This window comes from Flavobacterium piscis, from assembly GCF_001686925.1.
GTDB classification, from domain to species: Bacteria; Bacteroidota; Bacteroidia; order Flavobacteriales; family Flavobacteriaceae; genus Flavobacterium; species Flavobacterium piscis.
Genome location: NZ_LVEN01000012.1, coordinates 306,856 through 324,769, shown reverse-complemented (window position 1 = coordinate 324,769; position 17,914 = coordinate 306,856). Strand labels below are relative to the sequence as shown.

Genomic DNA, 17,914 nt, shown 5'->3' with positions numbered 1-17,914 from the left:
GCTATCTACAGCATATTAAACCCTAATTTGATGTGTGTTAGAAAGGAGTTAGAGTTACATTAGAAAACGATTAGAGTGGCGGAAATAGTAAGGTTACCGTCGTTCCAACGTCTTTTTTGGATGTAATCGTAAAGTGAATATTATTTTGTTTGAAGATAATATTGGCCAACGAAAGCCCAACACCGCTGCCTTTTATATCATTGACATTTTTACCCCTGTAAAAGGTTTGTTTGATGAATTTTAAATCCTCTTCGCTAATGCCACCTCCGTGATCTTCAATTACAATTTTAAGCTGATCATTCTGTTGTAACAAACTTATTTTGATCGGATTTCCGTTAGAGTATTTTACGGCATTTTCTATAATATTGTACAAAGCAATCTTAATTTCGTTGCTGTTTCCTTTTATCGAAAGCAGTTTGTCATTGACAATTTCAATCGCAATTTGTATCTGAGAACTTTTTAACTGATACACATCTGGCAATTGATCGTTGATGTCCCAAACTAGTTCATCAACCCTGAAAATTTCATTGAGTTCTGTATTGTTTCTCAATCCCGAAAGCATCATCAGCGTGTTCATCGTATCTTCGATCTGATACACGTTTTCTAATACTTTTTCAGACATTTCTTTGTATTCGGCACTAGTTCTGTCCTTTTGTGCAAATACTTCCAGATTTCCGGAGATGGCAGTTAAAGGCGTTTTGAATTCATGCGAAACATAATTGATAAAGTTTTTCTGAATGATAAAAGTATCCGAAAGTCGCTTGAACAAATTATTATACGTTTCGATCAGTTCCTGAATATCATCTTTGGTATTTGGCGAAACAATATGGCGATCGAGCGACGAAGCTTCGATTTCATTTACCTGATTGATAATATTTTTTATCGGACTGTACGCCAGATTCGAAAGCAAACGGCTCACGATATATATCGTGATTAATCCGCTTATTAAAACCAAAATCATAATGATCAATAATCTGTTGGTAATGGTTTTAAACTCCTGATCGTTTTTCTTGACAAAAACCACAAAATCCCCCTGATTATCATGATAAAAACTTCCGAAATAGAAATGATGATTCGATTTAAAATTCAATTTTCGATTCTTACGAATGTAATCCAGTCTGTCTGTATTTATATTTTCATCGATTGTTTTATCACCGTATACAATTTCATTTTTATTATTATAAACACGCGAAATAATCTCAAGTGAATTTTCCCTGAATTGCTGTCCAATAATCAAATGCTGATTCTCCGGTAATTCATCTTTTTCCAGATAAAAAATTCCGGTTAACAAACACGTTTTCTGAAGTTCGTTAAAAATGATCTTTTCAGAATAGCCATAAAAAGACAAATACGTAATAATAGAAGCAATGACAAAGACAACGCTAAACGTAAAAGAAGATATTAAAGTAAACTTGTTGCGAATTTTCATGACTATTCTTTAAGCATATATCCGGTTCCTTTTATGGTATGGATGAATTTATGGTTTTGCTCGATTTTGTTTCTTAAATAAGAAATATAAACATCGACAACATTTGTATTATTATCATAATTAATGCCCCAGACTGCGTTTAAAATCTGAGTTCTTGACATTACCTTGTTTCTGTTTTCCAGTAAAAATAAAAGCAGTTTGTATTCACGCGGAGACAAATCGATCAATACATCATTTTCTGTAACCTTGTGTTCTTCAGGGTTTATGGCTAAACTTCCTAAGGTGTATAAAGTTTCTACTTTATCATAATTAAATTTAGTTCTGCGCGTCAAAGCATTTACTCTCGAAATCAATTCCTTAAAATGAAACGGTTTAACCAAATAATCATCGGCACCGGAATCCAGTGCATTGACTTTATCATCAGTATCGCTGAGTGCGCTGAGCATTAATATTGGAGTATGAATTTTCTTGAAACGCATCATTTTCGTGAGCTGAATTCCGTCGATTCCCGGCAACATAATATCCATCAGGATAATATCCCAGGTATCGTGCTGAAGAAGATCTCGTGCAATCTCGCCCGTTTCTGCCAGATGCACCGTAAAATTATTTTCTTCTAAACCTTTTATAATAAATTCGCTAATGCGTTTATCATCCTCAATGAGTAGAACATTCATAATCTAATATTGTTATAATTGGTTTTTGTATGAATCAGGATCTAAAGTTGAATATTCCTGATGAATTGTATTTTTAAGAGAAAATCAAAAATAGCAATTAATTATCGCAATCGCTGTTAAAATTGAATCTCGTAGGAAAAGAACAACTTAATTATCACCCATAATAATCCTGATAGTCCCAAAACTTCAAAAAGTGTAAGTCTTCTATTATTTAGTTTTTTATACCCCAATAGTCATCCTGAGCGTAGTTGAAGGATTATGAAAACAAAACTCAAATAAATCCTTTTGGAATTTGGAATTTTAAAATTTGGAATTTAAGTTTTTTTAGGAGCTATTCCTGCTGTCCTTCCAAATCTTTTCCTTGCTAAAGGAGCAAGAAAAAGGATTTTCCCTCCCATCAGGGCTAGTCAGTTGTTCCATAAGAAAATTTTATTTTTTAAAAGAAAAAACTGCTTTCATTTTTATACTAAGTAATTTAATTATTTTCTGAACGCTCATCCTATAAAATAATAATCCAAATTGACTTGAATCTTATATAATTTCAATTTAATTTTTAATAATAATTTGATTTTCAGTTAATTAACTTTTTTTAAAGAAATGTTTAACATCGTCTGTTTTCGCTGGCTGTATGGAATTACTAATTTTAACTAAATCAAAATTAATAACGTTTTAAAAATTAGAATTATGAAAAAGAATATAGCCATATTAGCAACAAACGGTTTTGAAGAATCAGAATTATCATCGCCTAAAGCCTATCTTGAAGAGCAAGGCTGGAATGCAGATATCATCAGTTTAAAATCTGGAACTATCAAATCCTGGAAAGACGGAAATTGGAGCAAGGAATATAATGTTGATGTAGTATTAGATCAGGCAAATGAAGCTGATTACGATGCTTTGGTACTTCCGGGAGGAGTTATAAACCCTGATTTATTGAGAAGAGAAGAGGCCGCAGTAAATTTTGTACGTTCCTTTTTTGAAAGTAAAAAACCAGTAGCGGCTATTTGTCATGGTCCTCAAATTCTGGTAGATGCTGATGTTTTAAAAGGTCGAAAAGTAACTTCGTTCTTCTCTGTTAAAAACGATTTAATAAATGCCGGAGCACAATGGGAAGACTCAGAAGTAGTCGTAGACAACGGATTAGTAACCAGCCGAAACCCAAATGATTTGCCCGCTTTTAATAAAAAAATGGTGGAAGAAATTAAAGAAGGAAAACATGAACGTCAGACTGTGTAGTTTCTTTTTACATTTATCATGTTACAAAAAATGCAAGATCAATTTTGGTCTTGCATTTTTTTTTAATTGCCAGTGTAATTATTTATGCTGTGTGAAGTCTCCTGACTTCGTACCTGTTCCAATGAGACATTATAAATCTAGATAGAAATGGAATATAGTGATGTGTACGAAGTCGGGAGACTTCGTACAGATCGAGGTAGAGCGAGCTTTAAGGGCAACATGAAACTCTTCAAAACGAAATCGACAATTTACAAAACAGCTTTTATTGGCTGAATGAATTAGCTGAGGTTTTAAATCCTTATTTGGATGTGGAGTAGAATTTTAAAATATGTATTTTATCAAAGAAAAACCTCGATTTTAGAAAGTCGAGGTTTTTTTTAGTTTAGATTATTTATCCTAATTTATCATGAAAGAGGTTGAAATAAATTAAGACAGTTTGAAAGTATAACGATTCAATTTGCTAATTAACAATTAACTTTAAATCATTAATTCTACCAGTAGAAAGTGTTACCTTAATAAAATAGATTCCATTCGGTAATCTACTTACGTCATATTTAATTTCTTTTTTCTCATCTTTATTAAATTGTTCGTCAATTTTTTTCCCTGTTGAATCCCATAATTGAAATTTAACAATTTCAGAATCATTAGTAGCTTTAATATTTACATATTGATTTGCAGGATTGGGATAAGCATTTACTTGTTTTAGACTTCCATTCTGAGAATTATAATAATCAGAAGTCCCTAAGGAAGGAATATTTATTTTTGTAACGTATAGCTCATTTCCGCTAATATCATTGCGCGCTCTAAAATATAATTTCTCATTACTTGTTCCTAATTCTTCTATTGCATCATATCCGTCAAATTTTTTGCCATTTATTATATTTATGTTTATATCTAAAGGCTTGTTCAAATTATTATTGATTAACCAAATTTTATGAGGAAACAATTCAGCTAAATATAGTAGATTATCATTGTAGCAAGTAAGATTCCTAATAGATATAAAATCCTTTGTATCAGATCCTGCAACTTTTTCAGTGATCTTATTATTACATCTCCATAATTCTTTATCGGTTTTATAAAAGTCCTGAACAGAGAAGTAAACATAATTACCGCACGTTAAAATATGATCGATATCAAGATTGGCGAGTGTTGGATGTGTTGCTCCATCAAATAATAAAACCGTACCTGCTGTAGTTCCATCTGTTCTATAAATTGCTTTATTAAAACTTTCGGGGCTTGTAGCAACAAAATATAATTCATTATTTAAAATTGTACTATATCGAATATCACTATCTACATTAACTGCAAAAGATTTGATATGATTTGTCCCAGCTGCTGTTCCATCTGAGATCCATAAATCATTTGGACCAGCATTAGTTACAGTTGTCGCAGCAAAAATCATTAATTTGTTATTTACCGTCTTTAAGGTTCTTATGTCATTTAAATTTAATATCTTAACTGTTCCGGATGCAGTACCATTTGTGCTCCACAAACCCGTACCGGTAATATCATTAGCAACAAAATAAATTATATTATTTAATTTAGTAAAGTATCTGGGATAGCTACCATCATTAAAAACACCAGTATCAGCTTTTATATCTTTTATCATATAAGTCCCAGACTCAGTTCCATCACTTCTCCATAATTCAAAGCCATGCACGCCATCATTTGCATAAAAATATAAAATATTATCTATTACAGTAAATTCTTGTTTTTGATTGTAATTTATCATACTGCTATTGATACCTGGATTTATATCTTTTATCATCACAGTACCACTTTCTGTTCCATCACTTTTCCATAATTCATAACCATGAATATTATCAATTGCGCTAAAAAACAAAGTACCATTTATTGCTTTCATTTCGGAGAGATCATCAATAGCTTCGTAACCAGGATTAATATCTTTAACTAATTTCGTACCAGTAATAGTTCCGTCGCTTTTAAATAACTGGCTTCCATATTCTTTTCCTCGTGCTTTAAAAAAGACATTACTATTGACAGTAGTAAATTTTGAAGAATTGCTGCTATTTGAATAATTTAGATCTTCAAATAGGGATGTTCCGGCAGCTGTTCCATCTGTACTCCATAGCTCAATTCCGTTTAATTCATTTTGACCAGTTAAAAAAGTAAGATTATGAATACTGATAAAGGTTTCTTTTAATCCTGAAATATTACTGGCTTTAACATTTGCTAATTCTATTGTGCCATTTAATGTCCCATCACTGACCCAAAGTTTTTTATCAGAGGAATTAGTACTGTTAGTATAAAATAGAAGTTTGTTATTTACTTTATCAACATGAAATTTTTCTATTGATATGGATGAAATTCCATCATTTATATCTTTTAATAAAATGGTACCATTTGATGTTCCATTAGTTTTCCATATTTCATCCCCATGTATATTATCGTTTGCAATAAAATAAACCTCATTATTAAATTCTATGAATTTATTACCATAGTTTAAGCTGCTATTATTTGTATTATTAATATTTAGTATCATTGAAGTTCCGGCTTCTGTTCCGTCACTTTTCCATAATTCGGTACCATTGATTCCATCATTAGCTTCAAAAATTATTATATTATTAAGTACGGCTCCATTTAATACTTGTGAACTTGAATTATTGCCTGTACGAATATCTTTTACTAATATGGTTCCCGATCCGGTCCCATCACTCTTCCATAACTCGAAACCTTTTATTCCATCATTTGCGAAAAAATAAAAGTTATTATTCATAATCAGAAATTGATTTCCGTAATTTAACGCTGCAAAAATTGGATTGATATTCTTAAGCATTGAAGTTCCGGCTTCTGTTCCATCGCTTTTCCATAATTCCATTCCATTTATACCATCGTTTGCAATAAAATATAAGCCATTATTAAAAACAAATAATCCATTTGGATTACTATCTCCATTAGGATTTATATCTTTTATCATATTGGTCCCAGGTTCAGTTCCGTCACTTTCCCACAACTCAATTCCATTAATATCGTTGGTTGCAGTAAAAAATAATTTTCCATTAAAAGATAATAAATTCGAAGGACCATTATAATCATCATTATTGTTAGGTCTTATATCTTTAATCATTAGTGTTCCGGATTCAGTTCCATCACTTTTCCACAGTTCCGTTCCATGAACGCCATCATTTGCTGTGAAATAGAGTATATCGTTTACTAAAACTAAATTACTTGGGTTAGAAGAATTCTGTCCGGGTTTAATATCCTTAATCATAACCGTTCCGTTTACTTTACCATTAGAATACCATAATTCTCTACCATATTTTTTAAAGTATCCATCTGTTGCAGTAAAATAAAATCCTGATGATGATGAAGTGAGATCCTGTGGAGTACTATCTTCATGAAAATTTAATTCGATTAAAGTTGCGTCTATTGTTTGAGCAGTTGAAAAAGTAAAAAAGGCGATTATAAAAAGAAGAGTATAGTTAAATTTCATTTATTTTTATGTTTTATGAAGACCTTAATTTTTTGTAAAAGTTTTTAACCAAATGTATTTATTTTTTTCTTACAAATTATCACAGGATTTTTTTATTTAGTAGATATTTATTACTAAATTTTTGAAATATGCAACATTGGGTTTAAGTCAAACTTTATCTTTTTACAGAGCATTTATTTTTTGATAAAGACTAGTTTTTTAGCCCCGATAGAAGTGGAAATCCTTTTGTGCCGGGGTTCGGCATAAAAGATTGGAATGATAGCAGGGAATAGCTCCTAAAAAAATAAGAACTTTCATTTAATTAAAAAGTTTAAAAAAAACATAACCACAAAGCCTGCCATTTCAACGCACGAGAAATCCTCGTAACTAACTCCGCATACAAAATCGTCAATCTTTGTCTAGTTACTCGTGGAGATTTCTCCTGCGTCGAAATGACAAAATTGGGGTTACTTTGCGTTTCAAGGGATTAATCTTGAAGGCTCGGGACCTTGCTAAAAAATAAATCATTCCTACGTAATTTTATAAAGAGTTCCGGGGGAACGGATTATATTGTATGGATGGATTTCAATCCATTCTACGCATGCAAAATCGTCAATCTTTGTCGAGCTTCTCGCGAGGATTTCTCCTGCGTCGAAATGACAACAATACGCGTAATAGTTAATTGCAAAACTTTGCGCCTTAGCTCCCGATAGCTATCGGGATTGCGAGATTAAAAAAACTCAGCGAATCTCTGCGCCATCTTTGCGAATCTCTGCGAAACAATTAAATATAAAAAAAAAAGGCAGCACTTTATCAGAGTGCTGCCCAAGAGGTAAATTGTAATCTACATTCTAAAATTAGATTTTAGAATGCCGCATTAAGCGTACAGTTTTTGGTAAACTACTATAAGAAAGCTAAACGCAGGTTATTCGTTTATGATATCGCCTTCTTTAGTTTCTTCGCTGGCAATTTTTACCAGTTTATCTTTCGGGTTCAAATCCCCGAATATTTCGATTTTATCGTCGATTTCTCTTCCTTTTTTCACATCAACTCTCGTGGCTTTGTGGTTGATTACTTTGATCACATACAAACCTTCGGCAGAACTCACTAATGCTGATTTTGGAACTACAAATGTGCTGTCTTTTGCGTTAAGCGGCAGCAGCACTTCGGCAACCATTCCTGGCAATAAGTTTTTCTTAGTATTGTGTACGTCCATTTCAACTCTTTCAGATCTTAGTTTTAGATCTAAAGCTCCTGACATTCTGGTAATTGTAGCTTTAAAAGTTTCCGGTAATGATTTTACATTAAAACTCATTTCGTCGCCATTGTGTAAATATCCTGTATAAAGTTCCGGAACAGAAACTGCCAAACGCAATTTATCTTGTTGCTGAATCGTCAATAAAGGTAAATCAGATCCTTTTCCTGCCGGACCAACAAACGTTCCTAAATTGACATTTCTTGCTGCTACAACTCCGTCAAAAGGAGCGCGGATTTCAAGATAACCTCTCATAATCGACACTTCTTTATGGGCGGCAACTGCGGCCTGATATTGTGCGTAATCAGAGTTTTTCTTTCCGTTGGCCATTTCTAAATCGTTTTTAGAAATCGTTCCTTCGACTTTGCTCGTTTCGTACAAACGGTTGTAAGTACTTTTGGTCGTAGCATAAATAGCTTCCATCGATTTTAGTCTTGATTCGGCAGCAGCCAGTTGAGAACTGATTTCCGGAGCTTCAAGAACGATCAAAAGCTGTCCTTTTTTTACTTTGGTACCAATATCTACTTTTAGCAATTTTACAAAACTGCTTACTTTTGCGTACAAATCTACTTGTTGAAAACCGGTTAATTCGGCTGGCAAACGCAATTCTGTTGTTAGCTTTTCTTTTTCTAAAGAAAATGTTTCTGTTTTAGGTTCAATTTCGGCAGTAACGGTTTCTTCTTTCTTAGAATTACAACTAGTTAGAAAAAATACGGCTACAAAAAATAATGCGGTCGATTGTATAATGTTATTTTTCATTTTTCGGATTTAATGATGAGATATAATGGATGCTTTCTTCGTCTTCAGGATCTAAAGAAACAGATTGTGTTGTTGTTTTTTCTTGTGCCCAGGCAAAAATCAATGGCAAGATAAGCAATACTGCAAAAGTCGAAAATAATAATCCGCCAATTACAGCTCTACCTAACGGAGATACCTGATCGCCACCTTCGCCATGACCAATGGCCATTGGTAACATTCCCGCAATCATCGCAACTGATGTCATGATAATAGGACGAAGCCTTAAAGCCGCGGCTTCACGAGCCGATTCTAACGCGTTTCCGTTCTTTTTACGCAACTGTTCTGCATTCGTAACCAATAAAACGGCATTCGCGATCGAAACCCCAACCGACATAATGATTCCCATATACGATTGTAAGTTTAGCGTAGAACCAGTAATGGTAAGCATTAATAAGGCTCCTAAAACTACAGCAGGAACTGTGGTTAGAATTACTAACGAAACTTTGAACGATTGGAAATTAGCGGCTAACATTAAGAAGATTACAAATATGGCAACCAATAATCCTACCTGTAAACTGCTTAATGTTTCTACCAATACTTTACTCATTCCGATTGGAGTAATGAATAACCCCCTAGGTAATTCTCCCAACGAACTGATGGTTGCATCCACATCTTTTACTGCCGTACCTAAATCGGTCTGGCTAATGTTGGCTGTAACGGTAATGTATGGCATAGCCCCTAAATTGTCATTTTCACCACTTACAAATCCGGGTGTAATTTTGGCAACGTCACTTAAAACAGGACGAAGCGAGTTTTTTAATACCGGAATTTCTCCAATATCAGTTTTACTCTTCATCTGATTCAACGGAACCTGAACCTGAACATTATATGATAATCCGGCTCTTTCGTCTACCCAGGTATTTTTCTCTGTATATCTTGATGATGAGGTCGAAGCTACAAGCGATCTCGAAATATCATTCATATCTACGCCCAATTCGGCAGCGCGGGTTCTGTCAATATCAATATTCATTGCAGGATAATGAATAGGCTGACCAATTTGTACGTCTCTGAAATAAGCAATCTTTTTCAGTTTTTCTACAATTTGAGTAGCATATAATTCATTTCGTTTTTTGTCTTTTCCGGCAATACGAACTTCGATAGGAGTAGGGGAACCCTGACTCAAAACTTTATCCGTTAATTCGATTGGTTCAAAAGAAAGTTTTACATCCGGAAGCACTTTTTTAATTCGGGCTCTAAAGTCGTCCTTAAAGTTGTCCATATCGGTGTGATATTCTTTTAAACTCACCTGAAATACTGCTTCATGCGAACCTGCCATGAACAAATAAATAGGGTTAATCGAGAATAACGAAGGGTGTTGTCCTACATATACAGACGAGATTCCGATATGTTCTTTACCCACCATTTTTTGCAATTCTTTCAAAACAATGATTGCTTTTTCTTCGGTACGCTCTAAACGGGTTCCGTCGGGAGCACGCATTCTTAACTGAAACTGACTTGAATTTACTTTCGGGAAAACATCTTTTCCAATGAAATTAATAAAGACAACCGCCAAAAGCGTAATTCCAACCAGATATATTATAGCTGTTGCTTTTTTATAAGGAAACAATCGGTCCAGCGTTCGCATAAAACGGATTCTGAAACGCTCGAAAGCACCAATCTTTCCATTATTGTCGATATCCTCTTTTGCGACCATGGCTTTTTTCTGCGTGATCAGATCTTTTTCAGATTCCGGAGTTAATCCGCAATCGTTAAACTCTGCTTCATCATCGGTAATATTAGGTCCATGTTCGTGTTTTGGATGTGCTTTCATTAGCCAGTTCGCCATTACGGGAACAAAAGTCTGAGAAAGTAAAAACGAAATCACCATCGAGAATCCAATAGCTAAAGCCAAAGGCAAGAACAACGCTCCGGGAATACCCACCATGGTAAACGCCGGTGCAAATACCGCCAGAATACAAAGTAAGATCAATAATTTTGGCAATGCAATTTCCTGACACGCATCCCAAATGGCGAGTGCCTTGGGTTTGCCCATGTCGAGATGCTGGTGAATATTTTCGATGGTTACCGTACTTTCATCCACCAAAATTCCAATCGCCAATGCCAATCCGCTTAAAGACATTAAGTTGATCGTTTGCCCGAATAATTTAAGGAATAAAACTCCTGAGATAATCGAAATTGGAATCGTTAAGATTACAATCAAAGCCGCACGTTTATCACCAAGGAAAAGCAATACCATCAATCCGGTTAAAACCGCTCCAATAATACCTTCCGTAATCAAACTTTTTACCGAGTTAATTACATAAACCGACTGGTCAAATTCATACGATAATTTTACGTCTTCGGGTAATGTGCTTTGAATTTTAGGTAATTCGGCTTTTAATTTCTGAACCACATCCCAGGTCGAAGCATCTCCGGCTTTTGCAATACTAATATAAACCGAACGTTTTCCGTTTACCAAAGCATAACCTTGTGTAATATCGGCACCATCTTTTACAGTGGCAACATCGCCTAATTTTAAGTTTTGAACGCTTCCTTTAAACAACGGAATGTTTTCGAAATCCTTAACTTCTTTGATCGTATTATTGGTTGGTGTAATGTAGTTGACATCGCCCATTCTTACGTTTCCTGACGGAGCCGTCTGGTTGTTGATACGAATAGCTTCAACCACCTGATCCGGTGTCATATTGTGCGAACGCAATAAATCCGGATCTACGTTAACCTCGATAGTTCTTGGGCTTCCGCCAAAGGGTGCCGGCGATAATAAACCCGGAATCGAAGTAAACGAAGCACGAACATAAACGTTGGCTAAATCCTGCAATTCATTGTTTGATCGTATTTTACTGCTCAAAACCAATTGTCCAATTGGCAATGAAGAAGCGTCAAAACGAATGATAAACGGAGGCTGGGTTCCCGGGGGGAACGCCGCCTGAATCCTGTTCGAAAGTGAACTCAATTCGGCTGCAGCCTGAGCCATATTCGTGTTTTCATAATAGGTTAATTTCATGATCATTAACCCCTGAATGTTTTTGGTTTCTACCGATTTTACACCATTGGCAAAAGGTAAAATGTTGACATAAGTCTTAGCAAAATAAGCTTCCATCTGGTCTGGCGTGTAACCTCCAAAAGGATGCGCAATATAGATAACCGGCAGGTTCATTTTTGGCAGGATATCTACCTTAATGTCCTTGATGGCACCAATTCCGAAGAAAAATAGACCCGCAACCAATACTAATATGGAGATGGGTTTGCGGAGTGCAAAACGTATTAAATTCATTAGGATCTAATTAAAATTCATTTATAAATAAGTCAAAATTGCCTGTCGCTGCTACTTTAAGCAAAAACGATTGCCACACATTATTATTCACGATATCACGGTCGATTTCGGCACGATTTAGCGTGTATAAGGTTTGTGTAATATCAGTAAGATCAGTCAAACCATTTTTGTATAAAGTCGATTTTTGCAAATACGCTTTCTTAGCTGCATCGACCTGAATTGGTGCTTCGGCAAAGTTGTCAAGTGTAATTTGTATTTTATCTTCGGCTAGTTTCAATTGCGATTTTAGTTCTCTGTCTGCCTGATTGTACTCTTCCTGTAAACCTTGCGAAACATATTTTTGGGCACTTACTTGTTTGCTCATTCTAAACGGAGTCGTTAAATTCCAGCTAATTCCAATTCCGACTAAGTAATTCGTACGATCGGGATTTACGCCATCCCAATAATTTCGGGTAAAAGCAGTCTGATCTGTCGCATAAGCCGAATCAAATCCGGAAGCTCTGGTTTGTAAAACTCCAAAAGCCGTCATTGTTGGGTAATAAAAGCGTTTGTATAGTTTAACTTGTTGATTACTATAATCAATTTTCGTTTTGTATAATTGTAATAAAGGATGTAAACTGTCTGAAGTTGCAGTTCCTCTTAAAACCTCTTTTGGGATATCATTTACAAATAAAGTATCTGTTACGAAATCCTGAGGTGCAACCCCCATCAAGTCAACCAGTTTACTGTTTTGTTCCTTCACGAAATTTTTAGCAAGATTCAAAGAAATCTTGGCTTTTGAAACTTCGGCTGTAGCCAATGTAGAATCGACTCCTGCTAATAATCCGTTTTTAACGCGGGCTACGGCAGTTTTCTTGAAAATTTCGGCACGGCTTAAATTCTTTTGCTGTGAAATCAATAATCTTTGGCTGGCCAATAAATTGAGGTAAGCAGCAGAAATTTTAATTTCCTGTTGAAATTCTTCCTGTTTCAAATCCTTTTCTTTGGCCTGAACATCAATTTTAGATAAGTTGATTTTTTCCTGTATTTTTCCAAAAGTGAAAAAATCCCAGTTCATGTTGACCAAATAAAGCGCACCAAAAGCCGAATTCCAGTTTTGTTGCGGTAACGGCAATCCTGATGAAGCAACTCCTAAACCGCCAAAACCATACAGAGGTCCGTTTTGTCCGTTTACAGTTCCGTAATCCTGTTGTGCTGATAAGTTAAGATTGGGTAAATAATCGCGCTTAGATTGTTTGAGCGTCTCGCGTGAAGCATTGGTGTAATTGTTTTTTGCTTTTATGGAACCGTAGTTTTCTAAACCTGTTTTTATGGCTTCTTTTAAAGACAAGGTTTGTGCATAACTACCACAAGCAAAAATCAAGAAAACTAATAAAGTAATTTTTCTGAAGTACATAAAATTAGTGGTGTGAAATTGATACAACAAAATTATTTTACTTAAGCTGATATATGTCATCTTAAATGATGTACTACGATAATAAATGACCAATTGAATTCGTCATTTTTTGGAAATATAAATTAAATATTTGTACGTACTTTGTAAACTATTTAAGTATTAAAAATGAATATAAAATTGGATAACATATTGGATAACAAATGGTGGCAGGAAGTTGCCGTTGTTGCCTTTTCATTTACGATTTATACGTTAAAAAATGACTGGATGTTATTTAGTTCGTTTACTTCCATATTAATGGGAGTTTTTTTCTACTTAGTTTTATACATGCACGCCCAATTCAATCGTTTCTTTCTTTTGCCTATATTATTCAAAACCCAACGTCCTGTAACCTATATCATTTTAACTCTTTTTGGCGTATTTGTCTTTTCGGTGGTTTTGTACGAGATCACAATGCTCAATATGTTTAGCAATTGTCATCTCTATCAAAACTCCCATCAAAGAAGTTATGCGTATCAATTGGCAAGTGTTTTAGGAACTTTGGTTTGTATTTTGAGCCCAATAATTGTATTTAAATTCTACAGGATTCACAGGAAAAAAACAGATGAAACGTTGTTGTTTAACGAAATGCAGCTGAACTCTCTGAAAGGACAATTAAATCCTCACTTTTTATTCAATACCTTTAATACCCTTTATGGAATTAGTCTGGAGTTTCCGGAGAGAACCCCTGATTTGATCATGAAAGTATCGCAGTTAATGCGTTATCAGCTGGAAAGTAATAGTAAAAAATGTGTTTCTCTTGAGGATGAACTGGAGTTTATTAACAGTTATGTACAGCTCGAAAAAGAACGTGTTGGATATCGATGCGAAATAACATATGATTTTAAAATCGATAATGAAAATGCGTATAAAATTTCGCCGATGCTGTTGATTGCTTTTATCGAAAATGCTTTTAAACACGGAACCTGCGCGATTGAAAAATGTTATGTCAGAATTTTTATTACTGTTGAAGAAGGACAATTGCATCTTCATGTAGTGAATTCAATTCCTACGAAAAAAACAGATGTGGTTTCTACCAAAATTGGCTTAAAAAATACGATAGAACGTTTGAATTTGATTTACGGAAAGAACTATAAATTAGACATTCAGGACGATAAGAACACTTACATTGTAGATTTTAAAGTACAATTGAAAAAGTTTGTAGAATGAGAGAATCCAAAAAATGTATAATTGTAGATGATGAACCCGCAGCGCATTATGTGTTAGCGAATTATATCAAGCAAAATCCACAATTAGAACTGGCTTTTCAGGGCTATAATGGTATTGAAGCGATGGATTATCTTCGTGAAAATCCCGTAGATTTGATGTTTTTGGATATAAATATGCCTGAAATATCAGGAATGGAATTGTTAAAGATTCTTCCCACTCATCCTAAAACGATTCTAACAACAGCCTATTCTGAATTTGCTCTCGAAAGTTATGATTATGGTGTGATTGATTACCTTTTGAAACCTATTTATTTTCCAAGGTTTTTAAAAGCAATTGATCGTTTTTTTGCCACCGAAAATGTAAAACCCAAAACAGAAGAAACAGTTGTAAACTCCGTTAGCGTTAAAGTTGATGGTTATTTGATGAATGTCGAATTAGACCAGCTTTTGTTTGCGCAGAGTTTTGGTAATTATGTGAAATTGTATACGACCAAAAGAACCTATCTGGCCTCGATTACGACAAGCGAACTGGAGAAATGTCTGCCGGAGAAAAATTTCATGCGTATTCATAAATCATACATTGTAGCGCTGGATAAAATTGAAACAACAGATAAAGATTTTGTTGTCATTAAAAACGAAAAATTACCCGTTGGGATTACCTATAAAAGAGAATTATCCGACAGGTTAAAAAAATAAAACCCGAAATAAATAAGTGCTTACTAATTCAATTATTTAAAATGAAAGCCTGCAATGATTTTCTTGTAGGCTTTTTTATTTTTACTCGGGTTTTATTATAAAATTATTATGCTACTTTTTGTTTCCAGATCGATAGATTTACTCCTTTAAAAATAAGCCATAAGCTGAATGATAATTCAGCGAGTAAACATGGCATTAATAAAGCAATACTAGAAAATTGTGGTGCAAGTATTAATACAAAACTGTTCGTTAAATAACATATTCCTGCAACTGTCATTAAAACGCCAATTGTTTTAGGAAAGTATACTGATCTAAAAATTAAATATCCTTCAAGAAGACAGACAAACCCAAAAAAGATCAATCCAATGCCGAAACCAAAATCATGTAGCTTGATGGAAAGATAAGATAGTGTATGCAACTGATCCGGAGTAAAAGATTTAAGATATTCTGCATCTCCCAAAAAGAATAATGCAGCTAAAAGATTTAATTTATTGAGTACCAAAACTGCGGTTTGTATCAAATTAAAAGACAAGTTAAGTAAGGCCAGTTTCTTACTTACCGGTTTTAAAAGGTAATACAGAATGATCATTACGGGCAAATCGCAAATATGCATGATCAGATCAGCTGTAATTCCCATTTTCCATAAAAAATCAGCATGCATTATATTGTTTGCAGTTGCATTGGCATCTCCGGAAACAAAAAGTTTATTTCTAACAAGAGCTTCAGCACCAATTCCCATCAAAATAATAACCAGATATAATATTCCGGCTATACGGGCATAAAGTTGTGGTGAACTTTCGAAATTCTTAAAACTAAATCTCATTGTTTTGTGGTTTTGGTTTTATATAAGACGGCTTATTTAGGATAATGTTACTCTTTCTTTTAACATTTTTTTTCAATTTCATATTTACTTCAAAATAAAGTAGTAATTTTAATACGTTATTTTAAGGATTGTTGATTTAAAACCATAATGATGAAAAACCTTTTCTTTATTATTACCTTTTTATACAGTAGTTTTTTACTAGGACAAAATGGAACTTCTCCAGATAAAATCGTTACTCCGCCAGAAAAAGTATTGTTTACTTTTCAAAAAGAATATCCAGGGAAAGTTCCGGTATGGAACCTGAAATATGTTGGTGACGATGATGATGAAATTCGTTACGAGGCAAAATTTAAAACAAATGCAATGACAGAAGCGCTGGCAGTTTATGATAATCTGGGTGTTTTAAGAGCTTTTGAATCTCAAATTCCGCTTAGCAAACTCCCTCCAAAAGCGCAGGCCTATTTAAAGAAAAATTATCCGGCCAAAGCCATCAAAGAAATTGCCGTCGTGGTAGACGATAAAAATAAAACCACCTATGAAGTAGGAATACAAAAAGACTCCAAATTTTATGATGTTGTTTTCGATAAAAACGGTGGTTTTGATGTAATCGTCGAAAAAGATTAAATCTGGAATACTTACTAACTCAATATATTTCTAAATGAAAAACCCGATAGATTTTTTAATCTGATCGGGTTTTGTTTTATGTTAAGAACCAAATCTAACAGGTTTGATTCTTATTATTTATCTAATAATTTTTAATTCACAATTAATAATTTATTAAAGCATCATTCCACCAGAAACCTCAATACGCTGAGCGTTTACCCAACGAGCTTCTTCGGTACATAAAAAGGCAACAACACCGCCAATATCATCCGGTAAACCCACTCTTCCTAAAGCCGTTACTGATGCAATTTGCTGATTCATTTGCTCGTTATCACGAACAACTCCGCCTCCAAAATCAGTTTCGATTGCGCCTGGAGCAACCACATTTACTTTGATTTTTCTAGTCCCTAATTCTTTTGCCTGATACTTAGTTAAAGTCTCAATTGCGCCTTTCATAGCTGCATAGGCCGCATAACCCGGGAAAGAAAATCTAGCTAAACCTGTAGAAATATTTACAATTCCGCCGCCGTCATTCATTACGTTTAATCCTTTTTGTGTTAGGAAAAAAGGCCCTTTAAACTGAATATTTGTCAATTGATCAAATTCTGCTTCAGTTGTCCCGACGAATGAATTGTGAATTCCGATTCCGGCATTGTTTACTAAAAAGTCAAATTTATCTGTTTTAAAAGTAGATTTTAAAACGTCATTTACGTTTTTGAAGAAAGAATCAAAAGTTCCAGTTTCAGCCACATTTAATTGAAGTGAAGCTGCTTTCTGGCCTAAATTTTCTATTTCTTTAACCACCAAATCGGCTTCGTCTTTTTTGCTGTTGTAGGTTATAATTACGTTAATTCCTTTTTTAGCAATTGCAATTGCCATGTTTTTCCCTAAGCCTCTGCTTCCGCCTGTCACAAGCGCTATTTTTGTATTTACTGCCATTTTTTTAAATTTTAGATTTTAGAATATAGATTATAGAATATAGATTGTTGATTATTTAAAATATTGCCACAGATTAAAAGATTAAATTGATTAAAAAATCTGCTCAATCTGCGTGAAAAAATTAAACACATAGAAAACATAGGTTTTTAACACATAGCTATGTGTTTTTAGGTTAATGAAATGCCTTTTTTAAGC

The 17,914-nt window shown here is 34.1% G+C and carries 12 protein-coding genes; 4 read left to right on the top strand and 8 right to left on the bottom strand.

From position 1 onward, the window contains the following. Positions 1-70 precede the first annotated feature (70 nt). Both FLP_RS08330 and FLP_RS08325 read right to left on the bottom strand, forming a co-directional pair. Entirely contained in the window at positions 71-1,429 is a 1,359-nt protein-coding gene (locus FLP_RS08330) for a sensor histidine kinase (RefSeq protein ID WP_065449059.1), read from the bottom strand. Between the two features lie 2 nt (positions 1,430-1,431). Next, positions 1,432-2,103: a response regulator transcription factor gene (locus FLP_RS08325; RefSeq protein ID WP_065449058.1), complete on the bottom strand. Its 672-nt coding sequence runs from the start codon at positions 2,101-2,103 to the stop codon at positions 1,432-1,434. Positions 2,104-2,787: 684 nt separating this feature from the next. On the opposite strand from FLP_RS08325, the gene FLP_RS08320 reads away from it, so the two are divergent. Beyond that, on the top strand, positions 2,788-3,336 hold the full coding sequence (locus FLP_RS08320) for a type 1 glutamine amidotransferase domain-containing protein (RefSeq protein ID WP_065449057.1): 549 nt from the start codon (positions 2,788-2,790) through the stop codon (positions 3,334-3,336). Positions 3,337-3,796: 460 nt separating this feature from the next. On the opposite strand, the gene FLP_RS08315 is transcribed toward FLP_RS08320, so the two are convergent. The 4 genes from FLP_RS08315 to FLP_RS08300 form a co-directional block, all read right to left on the bottom strand. Then, positions 3,797-6,790: an ELWxxDGT repeat protein gene (locus FLP_RS08315; RefSeq protein WP_065449056.1), complete on the bottom strand. Its 2,994-nt coding sequence runs from the start codon at positions 6,788-6,790 to the stop codon at positions 3,797-3,799. Positions 6,791-7,694: 904 nt separating this feature from the next. Then, positions 7,695-8,783, bottom strand: coding sequence for an efflux RND transporter periplasmic adaptor subunit (locus FLP_RS08310; RefSeq protein ID WP_065449055.1), 1,089 nt, complete (start codon positions 8,781-8,783; stop codon positions 7,695-7,697). Continuing rightward, entirely contained in the window at positions 8,773-12,057 is a 3,285-nt protein-coding gene (locus FLP_RS08305; protein ID WP_065449054.1) for an efflux RND transporter permease subunit, read from the bottom strand. The genes FLP_RS08310 and FLP_RS08305 overlap by 11 nt, the downstream gene beginning before the upstream one ends. A 10-nt stretch (positions 12,058-12,067) precedes the next feature. After that, positions 12,068-13,453: a TolC family protein gene (locus FLP_RS08300; RefSeq protein WP_065449053.1), complete on the bottom strand. Its 1,386-nt coding sequence runs from the start codon at positions 13,451-13,453 to the stop codon at positions 12,068-12,070. A 165-nt stretch (positions 13,454-13,618) separates the two neighbouring features. On the opposite strand from FLP_RS08300, the gene FLP_RS08295 reads away from it, so the two are divergent. Further along, complete coding sequence (locus tag FLP_RS08295; RefSeq protein WP_065449052.1) at positions 13,619-14,659, top strand: sensor histidine kinase; 1,041 nt, start codon at positions 13,619-13,621, stop codon at positions 14,657-14,659. Next, the gene (locus FLP_RS08290) at positions 14,656-15,354 is read left to right on the top strand and encodes a LytR/AlgR family response regulator transcription factor (RefSeq protein ID WP_065449051.1); all 699 of its coding nucleotides are present in this window, start codon (positions 14,656-14,658) and stop codon (positions 15,352-15,354) included. The genes FLP_RS08295 and FLP_RS08290 overlap by 4 nt, the downstream gene beginning before the upstream one ends. A 106-nt stretch (positions 15,355-15,460) precedes the next feature. On the opposite strand, the gene FLP_RS08285 is transcribed toward FLP_RS08290, so the two are convergent. Next, positions 15,461-16,177: a DUF4386 domain-containing protein gene (locus tag FLP_RS08285; RefSeq protein WP_065449050.1), complete on the bottom strand. Its 717-nt coding sequence runs from the start codon at positions 16,175-16,177 to the stop codon at positions 15,461-15,463. A 147-nt stretch (positions 16,178-16,324) separates the two neighbouring features. Between FLP_RS08285 and FLP_RS08280 the strand changes: the two genes are divergently transcribed. Further along, positions 16,325-16,801: a hypothetical protein gene (locus tag FLP_RS08280; RefSeq protein WP_244894295.1), complete on the top strand. Its 477-nt coding sequence runs from the start codon at positions 16,325-16,327 to the stop codon at positions 16,799-16,801. A gap of 153 nt (positions 16,802-16,954) precedes the next feature. On the opposite strand, the gene FLP_RS08275 is transcribed toward FLP_RS08280, so the two are convergent. Continuing rightward, the gene (locus tag FLP_RS08275) at positions 16,955-17,719 is read right to left on the bottom strand and encodes an SDR family oxidoreductase (protein WP_065449048.1); all 765 of its coding nucleotides are present in this window, start codon (positions 17,717-17,719) and stop codon (positions 16,955-16,957) included. Positions 17,720-17,914: the final 195 nt, after the last annotated feature.